Source organism: Pseudomaricurvus alcaniphilus, assembly GCF_011440395.1.
GTDB classification, from domain to species: domain Bacteria; phylum Pseudomonadota; class Gammaproteobacteria; order Pseudomonadales; family Cellvibrionaceae; genus Pseudomaricurvus; species Pseudomaricurvus alcaniphilus.
In genome coordinates this window covers 206,609-225,961 of sequence record NZ_JAAOIX010000008.1, presented here as the reverse complement: position 1 = coordinate 225,961, position 19,353 = coordinate 206,609, and the positions used below count along the sequence as shown (strand labels likewise).

Here is a 19,353-nt window from a genome sequence, read left to right as displayed (position 1 = left end):
GGAGCCCGCCCAGCAATTGCTGCAGTAACTTGTCTTCCACTACCTCAACCACCGGCAGATTACACCAGCGCCTGTTTTTTCAACAGGCCTTTTTTCTTCAGGTAGATCAATAACAGCGACACGGCCGCCGGCGTGACACCTTGCACTCGCGACGCTCGGGCCAGGGTTTCAGGGCGGGCATCGGCAAGTTTTTGCTTGATTTCATTGGACAACCCCTCCACCACAAGGTAGTCAAAATCAGCGGGAATGGGGGTATTTTCGTGCTGGCGTACCCGCAGGATCTCGTCCTGTTGACGGTCGATGTAACCGGCGTACTTGGCATCGATTTCAACTTGCTCCCTAACCTGGGGGTTGTCGCTGGGGGTACCCTTGAGGGCCGCCACATCAGCGTAGGTCAACTCCGGCCGCCGCAACAAATCCAGCAAGCTGTATTCCCGCTGCAGCGGCGATTTCAGCTTTTCAGCCAGTTGCGTCGCGGCGCTGCTGCCGGCCTGAATCCAGGTGTCGCGCAGTCGCTGCTGCTCGAGCTCGATCGCTTCCCGCTTTTCAGTGAACGCCTGCCAGCGGGCATCGTCCACCAAACCCAACTTGCGACCGGTCTCGGTAAGGCGCAAATCGGCATTGTCCTCGCGCAACAGCAGGCGATATTCCGCCCGGCTGGTAAACATGCGATAGGGCTCGCGGGTGCCCATGGTAATCAGGTCGTCGACCAGCACCCCGATATAGGCTTCATCCCGGCGCGGGCACCAGTCGTCCTTGCCCTGGGCTCGCAGCGCGGCATTGGCACCGGCCAGCAACCCCTGGGCCCCGGCCTCTTCGTAGCCAGTAGTGCCATTGATCTGGCCGGCAAAATAGAGACCGTCAATGCACTTGTTTTCCAGGTTGTATTTGAGGTCACGGGGGTCAAAGAAATCGTATTCGATGGCGTAGCCGGGACGAGTGATATGGGCATTCTCGAAGCCTTTGATGGAGTGCACCAGTTCCAGCTGCACGTCAAAGGGCAGGCTGGTGGATATGCCATTGGGATAGAGTTCGTGGGTGGTCAGCCCCTCGGGTTCGATGAATATCTGGTGCGAGTCCTTGTCGGCGAAACGATGCACCTTGTCTTCCACCGATGGGCAGTAGCGCGGACCGATACCGTCGATCACGCCGGTGTACATGGGGGATCGATCCAGCCCCTTGAAAATGATGTCGTGGGTGCGCTGGTTGGTGTGGGTAATCCAGCAACAGGTTTGACGGGGGTGATCTTGCACCCGGCCGAGAAAGGACATCACCGGTTCCGGCGTATCTCCGTACTGTTGCTCAAGACCGGAAAAATTGACACTGCGCGCGTCAATTCGCGGTGGAGTTCCGGTTTTCAAGCGGCCGACTCGCAGCGGCAATTGGCGCAATCGCTGCGCCAGGGCGATAGAGGGCGGGTCACCGGCGCGGCCGCCGGAGTGATTTTGCAAGCCAATATGGATTTTGCCACCGAGAAATGTGCCCACGGTTAACACCACCGTGGTGGCGTGGAAACGAACCCCCATCTGCGTAACAACACCCTCGACCCGCTCGCCCTGGCCGTGGTCAGCGACGATCAGGTCGTCAGCTGCCTGCTGGAAGATATCGAGATTGGGCTGGTTTTCCAGGATATTGCGCACTGCCGCCTTGTACAGAATCCTGTCCGCCTGGGCACGGGTGGCCCGCACGGCTGGCCCTTTACGGGCATTGAGGGTGCGAAACTGGATGCCACCCTGGTCGGTGGCGAGGGCCATGGCACCACCCAGGGCATCAATCTCTTTCACCAGGTGGCTCTTGCCAATACCGCCAATCGCCGGGTTACAACTCATCTGCCCCAGAGTTTCGATGTTGTGGGTCAATAGCAAGGTATCGACCCCCATACGCGCAGCTGCCAGCGCAGCTTCGGTACCAGCGTGACCGCCACCAATCACGATTACATCATAGCGTTTCGGATAATCCATACACTGATCTCAGGGGGAAAAATGACTCTGTGGCCGAAGGCAAATTTCGGCGGCCGCATATTATAGGGGTGCTGGCGGATTTGATCAAAATTTCAGCGATGGATTTTGCCTATAAAACAAAATTATTAATTAATAATCTTTTAAATATATATATGTTGTTAAGTAGTTGTTGTTATTAATGGTCGCGCAGATATCTGTGGATAAGCCAAAAAAATCTTTTAAAAACAAAATTTTACAAGATTTGTAAGAGCTGTATTGAAGCGGTATGTCCTGCTCACAAGCTGCTGCTATCCTGCTGACAGAAAAGGTGAGATAGAGGCTGGCAGGAGAAACTCCCGGTTATCCCCATTTTCATGCCCAGTTAATTCAGGCTGGATACAGGCGTTGTCCACATTTTGGCTTTTAGGTCAGGCAAAAGTATTAATTTTCAGACGCTTAGGGGATAAACCTGTGAATAGTTGTGGATAACCTTTGTATCTTATGGTGGTAAATAGATTACAAGGGCACGCAGGAGCTTTCAGGTGACAAAATAGGGGGATTAAGCGATGGAAGAAGAATGGCGAAGATTATTTGCCAATACAGAAACTGGAGAAGATGCGCCCGAGTAATTCGTCCGGGGTAAAGCTGCCGGTGATTTCACCCAGTGCATTTTGTGCCTGGCGCAAATCTTCCGCCAGCAACTCACCGGCACCCATGTCCAGCAATTGCTGCTGACCGGTAAGCAGGGCACTCAGTGCTCGCTGGAGGGCATCCAGGTGGCGACGGCGGGCGATAAAGCCACCCTCCAGGGTGGCCTCGTAACCCATACACTCTTTCAGGTGGGTGCGCAGCTGGTCAATGCCAGCTCCGGTTTTGGCCGATAAACGGATTACCGCCGACTCGGTTGGCAGCTCTGTAGTGCAGGCGGGGTTGAGATCGGACTTGTTCAAAACCAGGGTGATGCGGTCGGGATCCGGCAACTGGTCGACAAACTCCGGCCAAATAGCGGCCGCTTTCCGCTCGCTGGTGGTGGTGGAATCCACCACCATAAGGATGCGGTCTGCGGCGCGAATTTCCTGCCACGCGCGGGCGATGCCGATTTGCTCCACCTCGTCGGGGCTGTCGCGCAGGCCGGCGGTATCGATAATGTGCAGAGGCATGCCATCGATGTGTATTTGCTCGCGCAGCACGTCGCGAGTGGTGCCTTCTATGTGGGTAACGATAGCCGCTTCCCGCCCGGACAGGGCATTGAGCAGGCTTGATTTACCGGCGTTGGGGCGACCGGCAATGACCACCTTCATGCCCTCACGCAGGAGCGAGCCCTGGCGCGCCTGCTCCTGCACCCGACGCAATTGCTGCAGAATCTGCTGCAGATCGCTGGCGACCTTACCGTCGGCGAGGAAATCAATTTCCTCCTCCGGAAAGTCGATGGCCGCTTCGACGTAAATGCGCAGTTGGATCAGCGCTTCCACCAGCTGGTGTATCTCTTTGGAAAAGGCGCCCTGCAGGGAGTGCACGGCGTTTCTGGCGGCTTGTTCGGAGGAGGCTTCAATCAGGTCGGCAATGGCCTCGGCCTGGGCCAGGTCCAGCTTGTCGTTGAGAAAAGCGCGCTCGGAAAACTCCCCCGGTTTGGCCAGGCGGGCGCCCAGCTCGGTGACCCGGCGCAGCAGGCAGTCGAGAATGATGGGGCCGCCATGGCCCTGCAGTTCCAGCACATCCTCGCCGGTGAAAGAGTTTGGGCCGGGGAAATAGAGCGCTAATCCCTCGTCAATGGTGTGTTGGTCGCCGTCGAGAAAGGCACCGTAGTGAGCCTTGCGTGGCTGCAGGGGGGCAGCGATTACGGCCGCCGCAATGGTGGCGGCGGCCGGGCCGGATACGCGCACAATGCCGACCCCGCCCTTACCGGGCGGGGTGGCTATGGCGGCTATGGTGTCTGTGCGGTAAGGCATAGGCTCCCGGAGGTTGTCGCAAGTGCTCGGCAGCGTCAGCGCGCTAGGTTTTGTCCCCGGCTTCAATCTGGCGGGTAATCACGTATTGCTGGGCGATGGAGAGGGTATTGTTAACCACCCAGTAGAGCACCAGGCCAGCGGGGAACCACATAAACATAAAGGTAAACACCAGCGGCAATAACTGCATTACCTTGGCTTGGGTAGGGTCCGGTGGGGTCGGGTTGAGTTTTTGCTGGATCCACATGGTGACGCCCATGACCACCGGCAGGATAAAGTAGGGGTCCTTGACGGACAGGTCGGCAATCCAGCCCAGGAACGGGGTGTGGCGTAATTGCACACTCTCCATCAGTACCCAGTAGAGGGAGATAAACACGGGCATCTGCACCAGGATGGGCAGACAGCCACTGAGCGGGTTGATCTTCTCCTTTTTATAGAGCTTCATCATCTCCTGGGACATCTTCTGGCGGTCGTCACCATAGAGTTCCTTCATGCGCTGCATTTCGGGGCCGAACTTGCGCATTTTCGCCATGGACTTGTAACTGGTGGCGGACAGGTGAAAGAAAGCCAGTTTAATCAATACGGTCAGGGCGATAATAGACCAGCCCCAGCTGCCGAGAATGCCGTGGATAAAGTCCAGCACGTGAAACAGCGGTTTGGCAATCCACCAGAGCCAGCCGTAATCAACAGTGAGGTCCAGGTAGGGCGATATGGACTCCAGCAGGTCAATGTCCTTGGGGCCGGCATAAAAAGAAGCTTTTATAACGCCATGGCCACCGGCGGGCACGGCGGTCTGGGGACTGGTAAAGCCCAACAGGTAGATGTCACCGCGGCCTTTGCGCAAACTGTAGTTATTGGTTTGCTCACTGTCGGGGATCCAGGCACTGAGGAAATAGTGTTGCACCATGGCGACCCAGCCGCCCTGGATGCTGGTTTTAAAACCGCCGGCGCGCACCAGGTCGGGGTCGGCCAGATCGTCAAAATCGAGCTTTTTGTAGTTGGTTTCGGTGGTGGTCAGCGCGGCGCCCAGATAGGGTTGCATGCCAAGCCCGTCAGCGGATACCGGGTTGTGGCTGTCGCGCTTGATTTGGCCGTACATGGCGGCCTGCCAGGTTTCCGGGCTCTGGTTGTCAATCAGGTATTCGACATTGACCAGATTGCTGTTGCGCTGGAAGGTGAAACGTTTGGTAATTTTGACGTCGCCTTGCTGGTAGTACAGATCAACCGAGAGGCTGTCCTGTCCCTGGGCAAGGCTGTATTGGGGCTGGCCACTGCGAAACAGCGGGCGACCGGCGGCGGTGTCGGTTGCGTTTTGGCCTATCAGTCCGCTTTGGGCAATATAAATAGTCGACTCGGTGCGGTTCAGCAGAATCAGCGGTTTATTCTTGTCCTCCAGGGATTCCTTGTGTTGCAACAGGGCGACTTTGACAAGGTCACCGCCAAGGGTGTCGATCAATACCGAGAGGGTATCGGTTTCGACACTGACCAGGCGGTTCTTGGCGGGTAAACCGGGTGACGGCAGGCTCGCCGGATTTTCGCTGCTGGCAGTGGCGGTTGGGATGTCACTGGCCATACTTGAATCGGCGGCGGCATCAGCCTCCAGCACAGTGTCCAGCGCAGTATCTGCGACAGCTTGTCCCGGAGTTGTAGTAATGGTTGTTTCCTGGGAAATAACTGGCCGGTTGCGTTCCTGGAATTCTCCCCATTGGTTAATCAATAGAATGGAAACTAATCCTATAGCTCCCAAAATGCTTATTCTTTGCCAATCCATTTAATTCGCTGCCGTAGTTAATTACTGGTTAATGGTCTGATGGTGATGTATCCGGGTGCTGCTGCGGCTCGGTACCAGGGACAAAATCGATACCGCCGGGGTGCCAGGGATGGCATTTTAACAGTCGTTTCGCTGTCAGTATGCAGCCTTTTATCAGGCCGTGATGTCCGATAGCCTCTTCGGCGTAGTGCGAACAGGTTGGGTAGAAGCGACACTGGTTGCCGACCCATGGGCTGGCGAGGTATCGGTAGACTTTAATCAGTGCGATACCCGCAGCTTTCATGCCGTATTTCCCGAGCGCGCCGGCGGTTGCAGATCGCCGGCTTTTTTGATCAGTCGGGACCACTGTTTATCGAACAGCTTGTGCTGGTTTTTCTTGTCCAGTTGGTCGAGACCTCTGCGCGCCAGGATAACGATATCCAGCCCGGCCAATTCCTGCTGGCGCAAGCGAAAGGTCTCGCGCAGCAGGCGTTTGATTTGATTGCGGCTGGTTGCCAGGCGAACGTTTTTCTTGCCGATTACCAGTCCCAGGCGAGGGTGGTTGCGGGTGTTTGGGCGGGAGAGAATCAGCAGATGAGCGTGTGGTGCGCGCACGGGGGCGTCGTTGAATACAGCCTGAAAATCGCCGGCGTTGAGTAACCTGTGAGACTTAGTGAAAGCCAAACTCGACACGCGACTATCCATCGACAATGTTACTGTTCGATTATTTAGGAGTGACCGGCGCCCGGGAAAATACCCGGGGGCGCAGTCCGGAGTGCAAACTTCCGCAATAGCTTGAACGGGAAGAATGGGCCTCTTTGCAGATCAAGGAGTGACAGCGCAGGATCTATTACGCTGCCAGTTCCTGACGACCTTTGGAGCGACGACGAGCCAGAACCTTGCGGCCGTTTTTAGTGGCCATACGAGCACGAAAGCCGTGGGTACGCTTGCGCTTTAATACGCTGGGTTGGAATGTTCTTTTCATGGGTCTGTCCTGCTGTTTAAGTCATAAACCGAAGCAATCGCGCGAATCTACTTTTGTTGCCGAGCCGCTAAAATGCAAACCATGGCAGCGGGGAGGAGATTCACGCAGGAAAAAAGAGGCGCGAATTCTAATAAATTAGGCCGTGTATTGCAACCAATTTACAGATCTGGGAAGTATTTTGTGAAATCGGTTTCTGTACCGTGTTTTGCACTGCTAATCACCAAGTTTTCAATAGTTTATACACAGACTTATACACAGGTGGTTGGGGCTGGGCTGCTACCAAAGATGAGTGTATGATGGGAAATGCTTCAGATTCGTCCTTCTAACTTATTGAAATATAAATAATTATTTTAATGGGTTCTGAAAATATAAAATTAATTGTGGATAACTTACCCGGGTTGTGGGTAAAATACCGCGCTCAGAAAATCAGCCGAAAAGGGCGCTCAGTAAAATAATGGAAAGCTTGTTGAGGGGAGAGGTTTTGCCAGAATCGGTCTGGAAACGATGCGCCGAATCATTGAAAAGTGAGCTGCCGTCGCAGCAGTTCAATACCTGGATTCGCCCCCTGAAAGTCGATGCAGGTTCTGCGGGTCAAAATCTGAGATTAATCGCACCAAATCGTTTTGTGATGGATTGGGTGAACGATAAATTTCTGTCGCGGATACAGGAGTTAGCGGGTCAGCATAGCAACCAGATGAATTTCTCGGTAGAGCTGTTGGTGGCCAATGCACCAGTTGCCGGCGGACGATTCCAGCGCCGTGAAAAACAACCTTCTATTATTACTCAACCCGCGCTCACGGCAGTTCCCGGTTTTTCCGGCGAATCGCCTGATACTCCCGCGAATCCAGAGGCGTCGTCGGCAGTAACCAATGTGATCGATGCGAGCTCGGCGCTCAGAAGCGAAGTACAAGGGGTTCGTGTTTCTCCGCAAAATAGTAATCGCGCTTCGACTGTTGAAGTTGAAGGCGGGTTAAAGCATCGCAACTATCTCAATGAGAGTTTTACGTTTCAGAGTTTTGTTGAAGGTAAATCCAATCAGTTGGGGTTGGCTGCCGCACGGCAGGTCGCGGAAAACCCGGGCGGCGCTTATAACCCGTTGTTTATCTACGGCGGTGTAGGTCTGGGCAAAACTCATTTGATGCACGCTGTGGGCAATGCCATGGCAGCTCAAAATCCCCACGCGAAGGTTGTCTACTTGCACTCCGAGCGGTTTGTGGCGGATATGGTAAAGGCTTTGCAACTGAATGCCATCAGTGATTTCAAGCGTTATTACCGCTCGGTGGATGCACTGTTGATTGATGATATTCAGTTTTTTGCCGGTAAGGAGCGATCACAGGAGGAGTTTTTTCATACCTTCAATGCGCTGCTGGAAGGTGGGCAACAGATTATCCTGACTTGCGATCGCTACCCGAAAGAAATCAATGGACTTGAAGAGCGCCTGAAATCCAGGTTTGGGTGGGGCTTGACGGTCTCAGTAGAGCCTCCCGAGCTCGAGACCAGGGTCGCGATCCTGATGAAAAAGGCAGAGCAATCAAATATGTTGTTGCCCAATGAAGCGGCCTTTTTTATTGCCCAGCGGATCAGGTCTAATGTCCGTGAACTTGAAGGGGCTTTGAAGCGGGTTATTGCCAATGCGCATTTTACGGGCCGAGCCATTGACGTAAACCTGGTCAAAGAAGCGCTTAAGGATTTGCTGGCTCTACAGGATAAGCAAGTTAGTATCGATAATATCCAGCGAGTAGTGGCGGAGTATTACAAGATAAAGGTCAGTGACGTGCTATCCAAACGGCGCAGTCGCTCGGTTGCTCGACCCCGGCAAGTCGCTATGTCGCTGGCCAAGGAATTGACCAATCACAGCCTGCCTGAAATCGGCGATGCGTTCGGCGGACGAGATCACACTACTGTGTTACACGCATGTCGCAAGATCAAGGAACTGCGTGAGCAAGACGCGGATATTCGCGAGGATTGGAAGAATCTGCAGCGATCTCTGACGACGTAATTAAGCTATTATTAACCTCCATTTTGTTGAGATACCGCGGTTGAATTTGGTTGTGGCTGGCAGGGGATTTTCAGTCGCATCGGATTAGGTAAGCAGGAAGTGAACCCAGGAGATTAGAGATAAAATCATGAAATTCAGTGTATCCCGTGAAGCAATTTTGAAACCTTTGCAACTGGTGGCCGGAGTCGTTGAGCGTCGCCAGACCTTGCCCGTTTTGGCTAATGTGCTGTTGGCTTTGGATAAAAACCAGTTATCCATTACCGGTACCGATCTGGAAGTGGAGATTATCGCCAGAGTCGATCTGACTGACTCAGTAGATATAGGTGAGATCACTGTCCCGGCACGCAAATTGTTGGATATTTGTCGTTCGCTCCCTGACGATGCAACGCTGAATTTCAGTTACGATAATCAGCGGGTTGTACTTAAATCCGGTCGCAGTCGGTTTACCCTGTCGACCTTGCCCGCGGCCGACTTTCCCAATGTCGAGCAAGCTTCAGGGGACATTTCTTTCAGCTGTGAACAACAGGATATCAAACGCTTGATTGATCGCACTGGCTTCGCCATGGCGCAACAGGATGTGCGCTATTACCTGAACGGTATGTTGTGGGAAGTGCAAACTGGGCTGTTGCGCGCTGTAGCTACAGACGGACACCGTTTGGCTATGTGTACTCGGCCTGTATCATTCAGCACTGACGCTTCGGTGCAGGCCATCTTGCCGCGTAAAGGTGTGGTGGAATTGGCCCGGCTGCTGGATGGGGAAGGTCTGGTCGATGTCGTGCTCGGGTCTAACCATATCAGGGTTGTCACGGAAAACTACACGTTTACTTCCAAACTTGTGGATGGAAAATTTCCCGATTACGAGCGGGTACTGCCACGGGGCGGAAATAAAGAAGTGATTGGGAGTCGAGAAGAGTTGCGCCAGGCCTTTGCGCGCACGGCGATCTTATCTAATGAAAAGTATCGTGGTGTGCGCCTGCTGTTGTCCGATGGTCAATTAACCATAGTTGCCAATAACCCGGAGCAGGAAGAGGCTGAGGAACAGGTTGGTGTGGAGTACAGTGGCGATTCACTGGAGATAGGCTTTAACGTCAGTTACTTGCAAGACGTCACTTCGGTTCTCAGTTCTGATAAAATCAAAATCACGCTTTCGGATTCCAATAGCAGTGCTCTGCTGGAGGAACCGGAAAACAGCGATTCGGTTTATGTCATTATGCCAATGCGCTTGTAATTTATGGCTACGCACGGCAGGTATACTGGTTAGTTTCTTATAATAGTGTTTTAAAGATATTCCTATATGACTGTAAAGCGCCTGGTGGTTACCAACTTGCGTAACCTCAAGGCGGTCGATCTGTTGTTATCACCGGGGCTGAATGTGTTCTACGGCGATAACGGCAGTGGTAAAACCAGTGTTCTGGAAGCAGTCAGTATCCTCTCTCTCGGCCGCTCGTTTCGCAGCCGCAAGTTTAAATCCCTTATTAATTACGACGCCAGCAGCTATACCGTTTTTGGTGTTGTTTTGGATGACAATCAGGTTCAAATTCCTGTTGGTATACAGCGCAGTGCCAACGGCGAAGTAATCATTAAAAAAGCCGGGCAGCGTTGTTCGGCGGCTGCCGAGTTAGCGCAGAGTTTGCCGATTAGGGTAATTAATGGCCATTCTTTTGCTTTGCTGGAAGGTAGTCCGCAAAACAGGCGGCAGTTTCTGGACTGGTTGGTGTTCCACGTGGAACACGAGTTTTTCGATGTTTGGCGAGCTTACGAAAAATGCCTAAAACAACGCAATAGCCTTATCAGACGTGGTAAAATTGACCGTTTAATGCTGGATTCCTGGGATGCTGAGTTGGCGCTGGCAGGCGAACGACTGCACGCCATGCGGCGTGCTGCCTTTGATTTGCTAGAAGTACAGTGTGGTCAGCTTCTGGCGACCGAAGGTGTTGGTATTGATGGGTTACGTCTCAAATACTCTCCAGGTTGGGATACGGAGCAGTCCCTAAGGGAAGTGTTGCGAGCCTGCCACCAACGAGATATTGATTTGGGTTACACCTTGCAGGGCCCTCATCGAGCTGACCTAAAACTCTATCAAGGTAAGAACCTTGCCGTGGAGGTTTTATCCCGAGGCCAGCAAAAGGTCTCGATTAGCGCGTTACACATCGCCCAGGGCATGGTGCTTAAAGAGCAACTGGATAAGCGTTGTGTGTATTTGATTGATGATCTACCGGCAGAACTGGATAGTAACTTCCGGTTTATATTGGCGGGTTGGCTGATTGAAATGGGTAGTCAGGTGTTTGTAACAGGGGTGGAAAGAGCGGCTGTACTTGGTCCGTGGCAGGATTTGTTGTCGAAAAAGGACAAGGTGAGTACAAAAGTGTTTCACGTGGAACACGGCAGCTTGACCCCGGAAGTGATTGAATAAGCCCTTTGGGAAGGAAGCTCCAGGCTTGATGCTTGATAGTGCATGTTTTAGCTGGAGCAGTACGTAGTGTTTATATTAAATTCTCTCATCGATTTGCTTAACAGGCTCCGGTCGAGAGTAACTTACAGAAATAAGCTTAAGCTATGTTGCTTAAATGTTGGAGTACAGGTTAATGTCAGAAAATATCTATGACTCATCCAGTATAAAAGTATTAAAAGGGCTGGATGCTGTGCGAAAGCGGCCCGGTATGTACATTGGTGATACCGATGACGGCACCGGGCTCCACCATATGGTGTTTGAAATCGTGGATAACTCTATCGATGAGGCCCTGGGTGGATACTGCTCGGAAATCAATATTGTCATTCACCCGGATGAATCGGTATCTGTATCGGATAATGGCCGGGGTATACCCACAGAAATCCATGAAGAAGAGGGGGTTTCTGCTGCCGAAGTGATTATGACGGTCCTGCATGCCGGTGGTAAGTTTGACAGTAATACCTACAAGGTATCTGGCGGCTTGCACGGTGTTGGTGTGTCAGTTGTAAATGCTCTGTCCGAAACCTTGAAGTTGACCATTCGCCGCGGTGGCAAGGTGTACGAGCAAATTTACCATTCCGGAGTACCGGAAGGCCCACTGGCGGTAGTGGGTGAAACCAAGCTGACCGGTACAGATGTACATTTCCACCCTTCTTCGGAAACCTTTACCAATATTGAATTTCATTTTGATTATCTCGCCAAGCGACTGCGGGAGCTGTCATTTCTGAATTCCGGGGTCAAGATCGTCCTGAAAGACGAACGTAGCGGCAAAGTTGAGGTATACCAGTATGAGGGCGGTCTGCGTGCCTTTGTTGAGTACCTCAACCTGAATAAAACACCGGTTAATAAGGTCATGCATTTCAGTACCCAGCGTGAAGATGACGGTATTGGTGTCGAGGTGGCTTTGCAGTGGAATGATGGTTTCCAGGAAAACATCTATTGCTACACCAATAACATTCCCCAGCGGGATGGAGGTACGCACCTCGCCGGATTCCGTGCGGCCCTGACTCGAGGCTTGAACAGCTATATTGAAAAAGAAGGAATCGGCAAAAAAGATAAGGTTAATACCACCGGGGATGATGCTCGTGAGGGTTTGACCGCAATTATCTCGGTGAAGGTGCCGGATCCCAAGTTTTCCTCCCAGACCAAAGAGAAACTGGTCTCCTCAGAGGTGAAAACGGCGGTTGAACAGGAGATGGGCGCCGCTTTTAGTGATTATCTGATGGAGAGCCCGCAGGAAGCGAAGGCTATTGTTGGCAAGATGATCGAAGCCGCCAAAGCCCGGGAAGCCGCTCGCAGGGCCCGGGAGATGACACGTCGCAAAGGCGCCCTGGATATCGCTGGCCTTCCGGGCAAGCTGGCTGACTGCCAGGAAAAGGATCCGGCACTGTCTGAACTGTACCTGGTGGAGGGTGACTCTGCCGGTGGTTCCGCCAAGCAAGGTCGGGCACGCAAGACCCAGGCTATCTTGCCACTGAAGGGTAAGATCCTGAACGTGGAAAAAGCCCGTTTCGATAAGATGTTGTCCAGCGCCGAGGTGGGTACCTTGATTACTGCCCTGGGTTGCGGCATTGGCACCCAGGAGTTTGATCCGGAAAAGCTGCGTTATCACAGTATCATTATCATGACCGATGCGGACGTGGACGGTTCTCATATCCGCACTCTGTTACTGACGTTCTTCTTCCGTCAAATGCGCGAATTGATTGAGCGAGGTCATATCTACATTGCCCAGCCGCCTCTGTACAAGATCAGCAAGGGCAAACAGGAACAGTACCTGAAAGACGATGATGCCCTGAACCAATTCCTTACCCAGGCGGCTCTGGAAGGCTCATCCCTGCACGTAAATGCTGACGCACCCGGTATTACCGGTGAGGCTTTGGAGAACCTGGTAAAAGAGTATCGCACGGTAATGGCGACCATCCAGCGACTCTCCAGGCTGTATCCCTCTGAAGTGCTGGAGCAGTTGATCTACCTGGATCGACTGCCCGAGGCGCAATTAGCGGATCGCAATGCCGTGGAGCAGTGGAATGAGCGCTTGATGGATCGCCTGCTGTTAAACAACGCCAGCGGCAGTCATCGCTATGAAATGGTGATCAAGGAAGACCCTGAGCGCAACCAGTTCCTACCCGTGGTGCGTATCACCGCGCACGGTGTCCCCAGTGACTTTTTGTTTTCCCGGGATTTCTTTTTGTCCGGCGAATACTCTTCAATCATCACCCTTGGGTCTCACCTGGAAAACCTGATTGAAGCGGGTGGTTTTATTCAACGCGGTGAACGCAAACTTGAAACCACTGTTTTTCGCGAAGCGCTTGAATGGTTGATGGTGGAGTCGCGCAAGGGCTATAACATTCAGCGTTACAAGGGGCTGGGGGAGATGAACCCGGAGCAGCTGTGGGAAACCACTATGGATCCGGAATCCCGCCGCATGTTGCAGGTAACAGTTGAGGACGCTATCGCCGCAGATCAGATTTTCACCACCCTGATGGGCGACCAGGTGGAGCCGCGGCGCGAATTTATCGAAACAAACGCTTTGGCAGTAGCGAACCTGGATGTTTAGTGAGTGACTGCTTACTGATCCTGCAGACTATACAGAGCAACGCTACGGTGTGTGTACGGTATGGCTATGCTGGGGCCGTGACGCCTCTGGTGAGGCGCCTGAGCTTGGTCTGGCGGACCGCAGGCTTCTGGGTATATCTCGGTGCTTATGGTCGTGCTGCGGACCTGTTCAGGACCAGCCGCAGGCCCTCCGCGCTCCCGGTTTCTAGACAGGGCTTTAATAGTCCCTGTGCTCCGCTTCAGTAATTGTTCGTAGCAAAACATGGTTTGGAGCGGCGGCTCGGTGGCGGTTCCCCGGCAGACTGGCCGCAGGTCCTTCTCGCTTTTCATCCCTGCTGCGAATTGTGAACTACTTAAGATTGTCGCTTCTCTGCGTTTCGCTTAAATATTGGCTAGTAGCAAAATAGGGTTTGGCGCGGCGGCCCGGTGGGTTGTGCCTTGCCAGACCGGCCGAAGACTCTTCGGACTTTTCGCGCTTTTGGTTATTTGTGCACGTCCTAATTGTCGCTTCTCTACGTTTCGCTTAAATATTGGTTAGTAGTAATACTTGGTTTGACGCGGCGGCCCGGTGGGTGTGCCCTGCCAGACCGGCCGCAGGCTCTCCGCGCTTTTCGCGCTCCCGGAAACTCACTCCGCTGACGCTACGTTCAAACATCCGTCCGCGAAAGCCCGAAAAGCGCGGAGAGCCTAAACGCGACCTGATTGGTCTGGCAGGGCACACCCACCGAGCCTTGACCAGGCATCGAGCGAGATTCTGGAAAAAACAAAATAAGGATAAAGATAAAGATAATGAGGTCCTCGCGAGAATCAAATATCTTGATCTTCTGCGGGTTTTGGTGGGCATGACGGGCGTACCGATCAGGTCTTGAGCAGATTTCAGATCTGTAAGCTCGAAGTGAGATTACACTGCTCTTAAAAGCGCAATGTAGTCAGCGGTGGGGGGAGCCCGTTGCGGATCAATCAGGCCATGCTTATCCCCCCGACCACATTTGGGGTAGTCGGCGAGGACTGTTCGAATCCCAATTTTTTGCGCGTCTTTTTGCGCAAAAAATGGTTGAGTTTCACAGCCGCCAAATGTGGACGGGGGGATATGGCCGATCCGCAACGGGCTCCCCCCATCGATGACGGGCAGTCCACTCATATCTCAAATGTGCAATTCTATTCAGTCTGTACGGAGAGCACTATTGGCTCCCACAGTAACTATGGGTGTCCCTGTAAGAATCGCAATGGGACCCCTAATGATGACGGGCAGCCTATTCATATATAAGAGGAGTAGCGAGAGAGGATAGCGACCTGAGTTAAATTCAGGTTAAGGAGTGGGTATTACGTTTGAGGACTAAAGCCCCAAAGTGTGCTGGGTGGATATGCTCGATCAGCAACAAGCTGCAATGGCACCGAAAGCAGCCCGACCGCGAGGTATGTCGGCCAGACGTCTGGCGGTTCGTCGATTAATACAACCCGCCAGACTTCCAACCTAATAGACTTGCAACATATATCGGGAGGCTAAAATTCAGCCCTTGACCGAGAGCAGGGATATATCCGCGACGCGCAGGAACAATTCCCGCAACTGGCTCAATAGTGCGATGCGGTTGTTGCGCAGGGCTTCGTCATCCACCATTACCATGACACCGTCAAAGAAGGCGTCAACCGGTTCTCTCAGTGCCGCCAATGCGGTGAGGCTTGCGGTGTAATCGCTGCGGGCGAAAAGAGGCTCGACTTCCTGCGCCATCTGCTCAAGGGCAAGCGCCAATGATTTTTCCGCTTCTTCCTGTAGCAGGGCCGGGTCCAGGGTTGTACTGGTTGCGTCCGCCTTGGCGAGAATATTGGATACCCGTTTATTGGCTGCGGCCAGCGCCTGGGCCTGGGGCAACTGGTTAAACGCGCTCACTGCCAACACCCGCTGGTGGATATCCAGCGGCTGGGTGATCTCCTTGCTTTGCACCGCCTGGAACACTTCGGCGGGAATGTTATCCTCCTCATACCAGGCGCGAAACCGCTCGATCATATACGCCAGTACCGCCTCAATGGTGGCTTGTGGCTGGGTGATATTGGCCTGATGCAGCTCCACTGACCACTGCAGTAACTGCTTGAGGTCGAGGGCAAGCTCTTTCTCCACCAGGATGCGCAGAACACCGAGGCTGGCGCGGCGCAGGGCAAAGGGATCCTTGGAGCCGGTGGGCTTTTCGCCTATCCCAAAAATGCCGCAGATGGTATCCATACGGTCGGCCAGGGCGACGATGGTACCTGTTATCGTCTCCGGCAGGGAGTCGCCGGCGAATTTGGGCTGATAATGCTCCTTCAGGGCACAGGCAATTTCGTCATCCAGGCCTTCGTGTTGGGCGTAGTAGTAACCGGCCAAACCCTGCATCTTGTCGAATTCACCGACCATGCTGGATACCAGATCGGACTTGCACAGTTCTGCCGCTGTTTCGACCTTGCTGTTATCGGCATTTAGCAGCGCGGCGATTTTTCCGGCCAGGGCCTTGATTCGCTCGGTCTTGTCATAGATTGAGCCGAGCTTGGCCTGAAACACAATGGGCTTCAGGCGCTGGCGAAATTCCTGCAAGCTGGTTTTCTTGTCGGTCTGAAAGAAAAACGCGGCATCGGACAAACGGGGGCGGATGACCCGCTCGTTGCCGTCGATAACCTGGGCCGGGTCGAGGCTTTCGATATTGGCAACAGTGATGAAATTGGGCATCAACTTGCCGTCGAAATCCACCACCGGGAAATATTTTTGGTGTTCCTTCATGGAGTAAATCAGGGCCTCGGGTGGCACCTTGAGAAAGCGTTCCTCGAAGCGGCCGGTTAAGGCAACCGGCCACTCGACCAGGGCGGTGACTTCGTCGAGCAAGTCATGATCGATAACCGCAACGCCATTGACCTTGTCAGCTTCCGCCTCGACCTGCTGCCGGATCAATTGTTGGCGGGCGTTAAAATCCACCATTACATGGGCTGTGGTAGTGAGCTTTTTCAGGTAGTCGTCGGCGTTTTCCACCAGCAGCGGCTGGTCGTAGTGAAAGCGATGGCCGCGGGTTTCCCTGGAGGCTTGCAGACCCATGATTTCAGCGTCGACGATTTCATCCCCCAGCAGCATAACCAGCCAGTGCACCGGTCTGACAAACTCGGTGCGGCGTGCGCCCCAGCGCATGCGCTTGGCGATTGGCAGGTTGGCAAGCGCGGTGCTGACGATGGCGGGCAAGAGGCTGGTTGCGGCTTCACCGCCGGCCACTGATCGGTACACCAGCTTGTCGACCTTGCCGTCATTTTCGCTGGCCAATTCGCTTAGCTCAATGCCGTTTTTACTGGCAAACGCCTGTGCAGCCTTGGTGGGATTGCCGTCGGCATCGAAGGCAATTTTCGCCGGGGGGCCCCAGATGACGACGTCCTTGGCGGCGGTTTGCTCGGCCAGGTCGCGCACTATCAGCGCCAGCCGACGCGGCGTGGCATAGGGCTCCAGCGTGGTAAATTCCAGCCCCTGTTGGCTCAGGCCTTGCTCCACTTCAGCAGCAAAAGCCAGCATCAATTTCTTCAGGGCGGTAGGTGGCAGCTCTTCGGTGCCCAGTTCAACCAGGAAATGCTGAGTCATTACTGCTCACCTCCTTCGCTCAATTGCAGTATTTGCTGGCGCAGATTGGCCTCCGCCAAGGGGAAGCCCAGTTGTTTGCGCACATCAAAATAGGCCTGGGCGACAGCCCGGGCAAGGGTCCGAACTCGGAGGATAAAGCGTTGCCGCTCAGTCACGGAAATGGCGTGCCTTGCATCCAGCAAATTGAAGGCATGGGAGGCTTTCATCACCATCTCGTAAGCGGGCAAGGGTAATCCCTTGTCGATCAGGCGCTGGCTCTCCTGCTCACACACATCAAAGGTCTGGAACAGAAAATCCACATTGGCTTCCTCGAAATTAAAGTGGGACATTTCCACTTCGTTTTGGTGGAAGACATCGCCATAGGTCACTTTTTCCCCAGTGGGACCAACAGTCCAGACCAGGTCAAAAATGGAATCCACACCCTGCAAATACATGGCGATTCGCTCCAGACCGTAGGTGATTTCGCCGGTTACCGGATAGCACTCGAGACCGCCTACCTGCTGGAAATAGGTAAATTGGGTGACTTCCATCCCATTCAGCCAAATTTCCCAACCCAAGCCCCAGGCTCCCAGGGTAGGTGACTCCCAGTTATCTTCCACAAAGCGTATATCATGAATGGCAGGGTCTATGCCCAATTCACGCAGGGAGTCGAGGTACAGTGCCTGGATATCGTCCGGTGAAGGTTTCAGCACCACCTGGTATTGATAATAGTGTTGCAAGCGATTGGGGTTTTCACCGTAGCGACCATCGGTAGGCCGGCGGCAGGGCTGCACATAGGCCGCGTTCCATGTTTCCGGGCCGATGGCCCGGAGGAAGGTGGCCGGATGAAAAGTACCGGCACCCACTTCCATATCCAGTGGTTGCAGGACCACACAACCCTGCCGGGCCCAGTATTGTTGCAATGCGAGAATCAGCCCCTGGAACGTGCTGACATCGGGTTTATTGAGTTCTGACACGATGGCCTGACCCTCCGGCGAAAAATTCATTTTTAAGACCCTGTCCAATGGGGCTAAGGCGCAGCCTAACTGCCAGCCTGGGACAGGGAAAAACAGGGGCCAGATTATAGCCTCGCGCGCTTGCTGCACCAAGGAATGCCGCTGTTTTTTCAGCTTTGTTGTTCAATTACAGGAGATTCGGTAGAGTGCCCGACAATCCGCGCGGAATTCCAACTTATATGACAGCCAACAAACAGCGACCTCCAGCACCGATAAAAGAGTGGCTGGCACTGCGATTATTGCAATTCAGCGCAGTATTGCCCCTGCCCCTGAGCCGCGCCCTTGGCGCTGTCATTGGTCGCTGTGGAGCGCTGTTGCAATCCCGTTCCTATCTGGTGACATTAAAAAACCTCGAGCTGTGCTTTCCAGCCATGCCCGTTGCAGAGCGACGCCAAATTGCCCGTCTGAGCCTCGCCGAAACTGGCAAGATGTTGCTGGAGACCGGCTCTATCTGGCTGCGGGAGATCGCCTGGGTCAATAAAAAAATCCTGCGCGTTCACAACCAGTCGTTACTGGATGCCGCCCTGGCCAGCAATCGCGGTGTGGTATTACTCGCTCCACACCTGGGCAATTGGGAGGTGTTGGGCCTCTATCTGGCCCAGGTTAGCAATGTGACGAGCTTGTACCAGCCACCGGACATGCCGCAGTTTGAAACGATTATTCGCCAGAGCCGGGAAAAGTCCGGAGCCAAACTGGTGCCCACTAACCGGCGCGGGGTAATGGCACTGCTAAAAGCACTCAAGGCGGGGGAGTTGACGGCTATCCTGCCCGATCAGGTGCCGGATAAAAAAGCGGGTGGCAGCTTTGCTCCGTTTTTTGGGCAGCCGGCCTTAACCATGACGCTGGTGCACAACCTGCTTCGCAGTGCTAACTGTGTGGCGCTTGCCGGATACGCGCAGCGGGTGCCAGGTGGTTTTGAAATCCATTTTCTGGAAGCGGATGCGGAAATATATTCTGTAGACCCTGCGCTGGCGTTGGCAGCAATGAATCGGGCTGTGGAGCAGTGCGTACTGCAAATACCGGAACAATATCAATGGGAATACAAACGTTTTCGCAAACAGCCGGACAACAAGCCCAACCCTTATAGCCCTGGTTAATCCACTACTGCTCGACGTTACTGATTGGTAGATGCAGTTAAATGGAGCGG

13 protein-coding genes are annotated in these 19,353 nt (G+C 53.7%); 5 read left to right on the top strand and 8 right to left on the bottom strand.

What is annotated here, in order from left to right:
- Positions 1-59: 59 nt before the first annotated feature.
- From mnmG to rpmH, 6 genes are all read right to left on the bottom strand, one after another.
- Positions 60-1,961, bottom strand: a complete 1,902-nt coding sequence (mnmG, locus tag G8764_RS16085; RefSeq protein WP_166165689.1) for a tRNA uridine-5-carboxymethylaminomethyl(34) synthesis enzyme MnmG — start codon at positions 1,959-1,961, stop codon at positions 60-62.
- A gap of 566 nt (positions 1,962-2,527) precedes the next feature.
- Positions 2,528-3,889, bottom strand: a complete 1,362-nt coding sequence (mnmE, locus tag G8764_RS16080) for a tRNA uridine-5-carboxymethylaminomethyl(34) synthesis GTPase MnmE (RefSeq protein ID WP_166165688.1) — start codon at positions 3,887-3,889, stop codon at positions 2,528-2,530.
- 43 nt (positions 3,890-3,932) lie between these two features.
- Positions 3,933-5,657, bottom strand: a complete 1,725-nt coding sequence (gene yidC / locus G8764_RS16075; protein ID WP_166165687.1) for a membrane protein insertase YidC — start codon at positions 5,655-5,657, stop codon at positions 3,933-3,935.
- Between the two features lie 28 nt (positions 5,658-5,685).
- A complete protein-coding gene (gene yidD / locus G8764_RS16070) occupies positions 5,686-5,940 on the bottom strand; it encodes a membrane protein insertion efficiency factor YidD (RefSeq protein ID WP_166165686.1) in 255 nt (84 codons plus the stop codon).
- Positions 5,937-6,329, bottom strand: a complete 393-nt coding sequence (gene rnpA, locus G8764_RS16065) for a ribonuclease P protein component (protein WP_341806404.1) — start codon at positions 6,327-6,329, stop codon at positions 5,937-5,939. The genes yidD and rnpA overlap by 4 nt, the downstream gene beginning before the upstream one ends.
- A 157-nt stretch (positions 6,330-6,486) precedes the next feature.
- Positions 6,487-6,621, bottom strand: a complete 135-nt coding sequence (gene rpmH, locus G8764_RS16060) for a 50S ribosomal protein L34 (RefSeq protein ID WP_166165684.1) — start codon at positions 6,619-6,621, stop codon at positions 6,487-6,489.
- Between the two features lie 454 nt (positions 6,622-7,075).
- Between rpmH and dnaA the strand changes: the two genes are divergently transcribed.
- The 4 genes from dnaA to gyrB all read left to right on the top strand — a co-directional run bounded on the left by dnaA (position 7,076) and on the right by gyrB (position 13,626).
- Positions 7,076-8,620: a chromosomal replication initiator protein DnaA gene (gene dnaA, locus G8764_RS16055; RefSeq protein WP_207951921.1), complete on the top strand. Its 1,545-nt coding sequence runs from the start codon at positions 7,076-7,078 to the stop codon at positions 8,618-8,620.
- A gap of 127 nt (positions 8,621-8,747) precedes the next feature.
- Positions 8,748-9,848 carry a DNA polymerase III subunit beta gene (gene dnaN, locus G8764_RS16050; protein ID WP_166165682.1) on the top strand — a complete coding sequence of 367 codons (1,101 nt, stop codon included), beginning with the start codon at positions 8,748-8,750 and terminating at the stop codon, positions 9,846-9,848.
- Positions 9,849-9,914: 66 nt separating this feature from the next.
- The gene (recF, locus tag G8764_RS16045; RefSeq protein ID WP_166165681.1) at positions 9,915-11,033 is read left to right on the top strand and encodes a DNA replication/repair protein RecF; all 1,119 of its coding nucleotides are present in this window, start codon (positions 9,915-9,917) and stop codon (positions 11,031-11,033) included.
- 154 nt (positions 11,034-11,187) lie between these two features.
- The gene (gyrB, locus tag G8764_RS16040; protein ID WP_425049213.1) at positions 11,188-13,626 is read left to right on the top strand and encodes a DNA topoisomerase (ATP-hydrolyzing) subunit B; all 2,439 of its coding nucleotides are present in this window, start codon (positions 11,188-11,190) and stop codon (positions 13,624-13,626) included.
- Between the two features lie 1,509 nt (positions 13,627-15,135).
- Here the strand turns inward: gyrB and glyS are convergent.
- Together glyS and glyQ are read right to left on the bottom strand one after the other, a co-directional pair.
- Positions 15,136-17,211, bottom strand: a complete 2,076-nt coding sequence (gene glyS / locus G8764_RS16035) for a glycine--tRNA ligase subunit beta (RefSeq protein ID WP_166165679.1) — start codon at positions 17,209-17,211, stop codon at positions 15,136-15,138.
- Positions 17,211-18,197 (bottom strand): glycine--tRNA ligase subunit alpha, encoded by a 987-nt coding sequence (gene glyQ, locus G8764_RS16030; RefSeq protein ID WP_166165678.1) that lies wholly within the window; start codon positions 18,195-18,197, stop codon positions 17,211-17,213. The genes glyS and glyQ overlap by 1 nt, the downstream gene beginning before the upstream one ends.
- 188 nt (positions 18,198-18,385) lie before the next feature.
- Between glyQ and G8764_RS16025 the strand changes: the two genes are divergently transcribed.
- Positions 18,386-19,303, top strand: a complete 918-nt coding sequence (locus G8764_RS16025; protein WP_166165677.1) for a lysophospholipid acyltransferase family protein — start codon at positions 18,386-18,388, stop codon at positions 19,301-19,303.
- The last annotated feature ends 50 nt before the right edge of the window (positions 19,304-19,353 follow it).

Bases quoted from the DNA above. Each gene is read 5' to 3' on its own strand.
- mnmG (WP_166165689.1), bottom strand. From the start codon at position 1,961: ATGGATTATCCGAAACGCTATGATGTAATCGTGATTGGTGGCGGTCAC.
- mnmE (WP_166165688.1), bottom strand. From the start codon at position 3,889: ATGCCTTACCGCACAGACACCATAGCCGCCATAGCCACCCCGCCCGGT.
- yidC (WP_166165687.1), bottom strand. From the start codon at position 5,657: ATGGATTGGCAAAGAATAAGCATTTTGGGAGCTATAGGATTAGTTTCC.
- yidD (WP_166165686.1), bottom strand. From the start codon at position 5,940: ATGAAAGCTGCGGGTATCGCACTGATTAAAGTCTACCGATACCTCGCC.
- rpmH (WP_166165684.1), bottom strand. From the start codon at position 6,621: ATGAAAAGAACATTCCAACCCAGCGTATTAAAGCGCAAGCGTACCCAC.
- dnaA (WP_207951921.1), top strand. From the start codon at position 7,076: ATGGAAAGCTTGTTGAGGGGAGAGGTTTTGCCAGAATCGGTCTGGAAA.
- dnaN (WP_166165682.1), top strand. From the start codon at position 8,748: ATGAAATTCAGTGTATCCCGTGAAGCAATTTTGAAACCTTTGCAACTG.
- recF (WP_166165681.1), top strand. From the start codon at position 9,915: ATGACTGTAAAGCGCCTGGTGGTTACCAACTTGCGTAACCTCAAGGCG.
- gyrB (WP_425049213.1), top strand. From the start codon at position 11,188: ATGTTGGAGTACAGGTTAATGTCAGAAAATATCTATGACTCATCCAGT.
- glyS (WP_166165679.1), bottom strand. From the start codon at position 17,211: ATGACTCAGCATTTCCTGGTTGAACTGGGCACCGAAGAGCTGCCACCT.
- glyQ (WP_166165678.1), bottom strand. From the start codon at position 18,197: ATGAATTTTTCGCCGGAGGGTCAGGCCATCGTGTCAGAACTCAATAAA.
- G8764_RS16025 (WP_166165677.1), top strand. From the start codon at position 18,386: ATGACAGCCAACAAACAGCGACCTCCAGCACCGATAAAAGAGTGGCTG.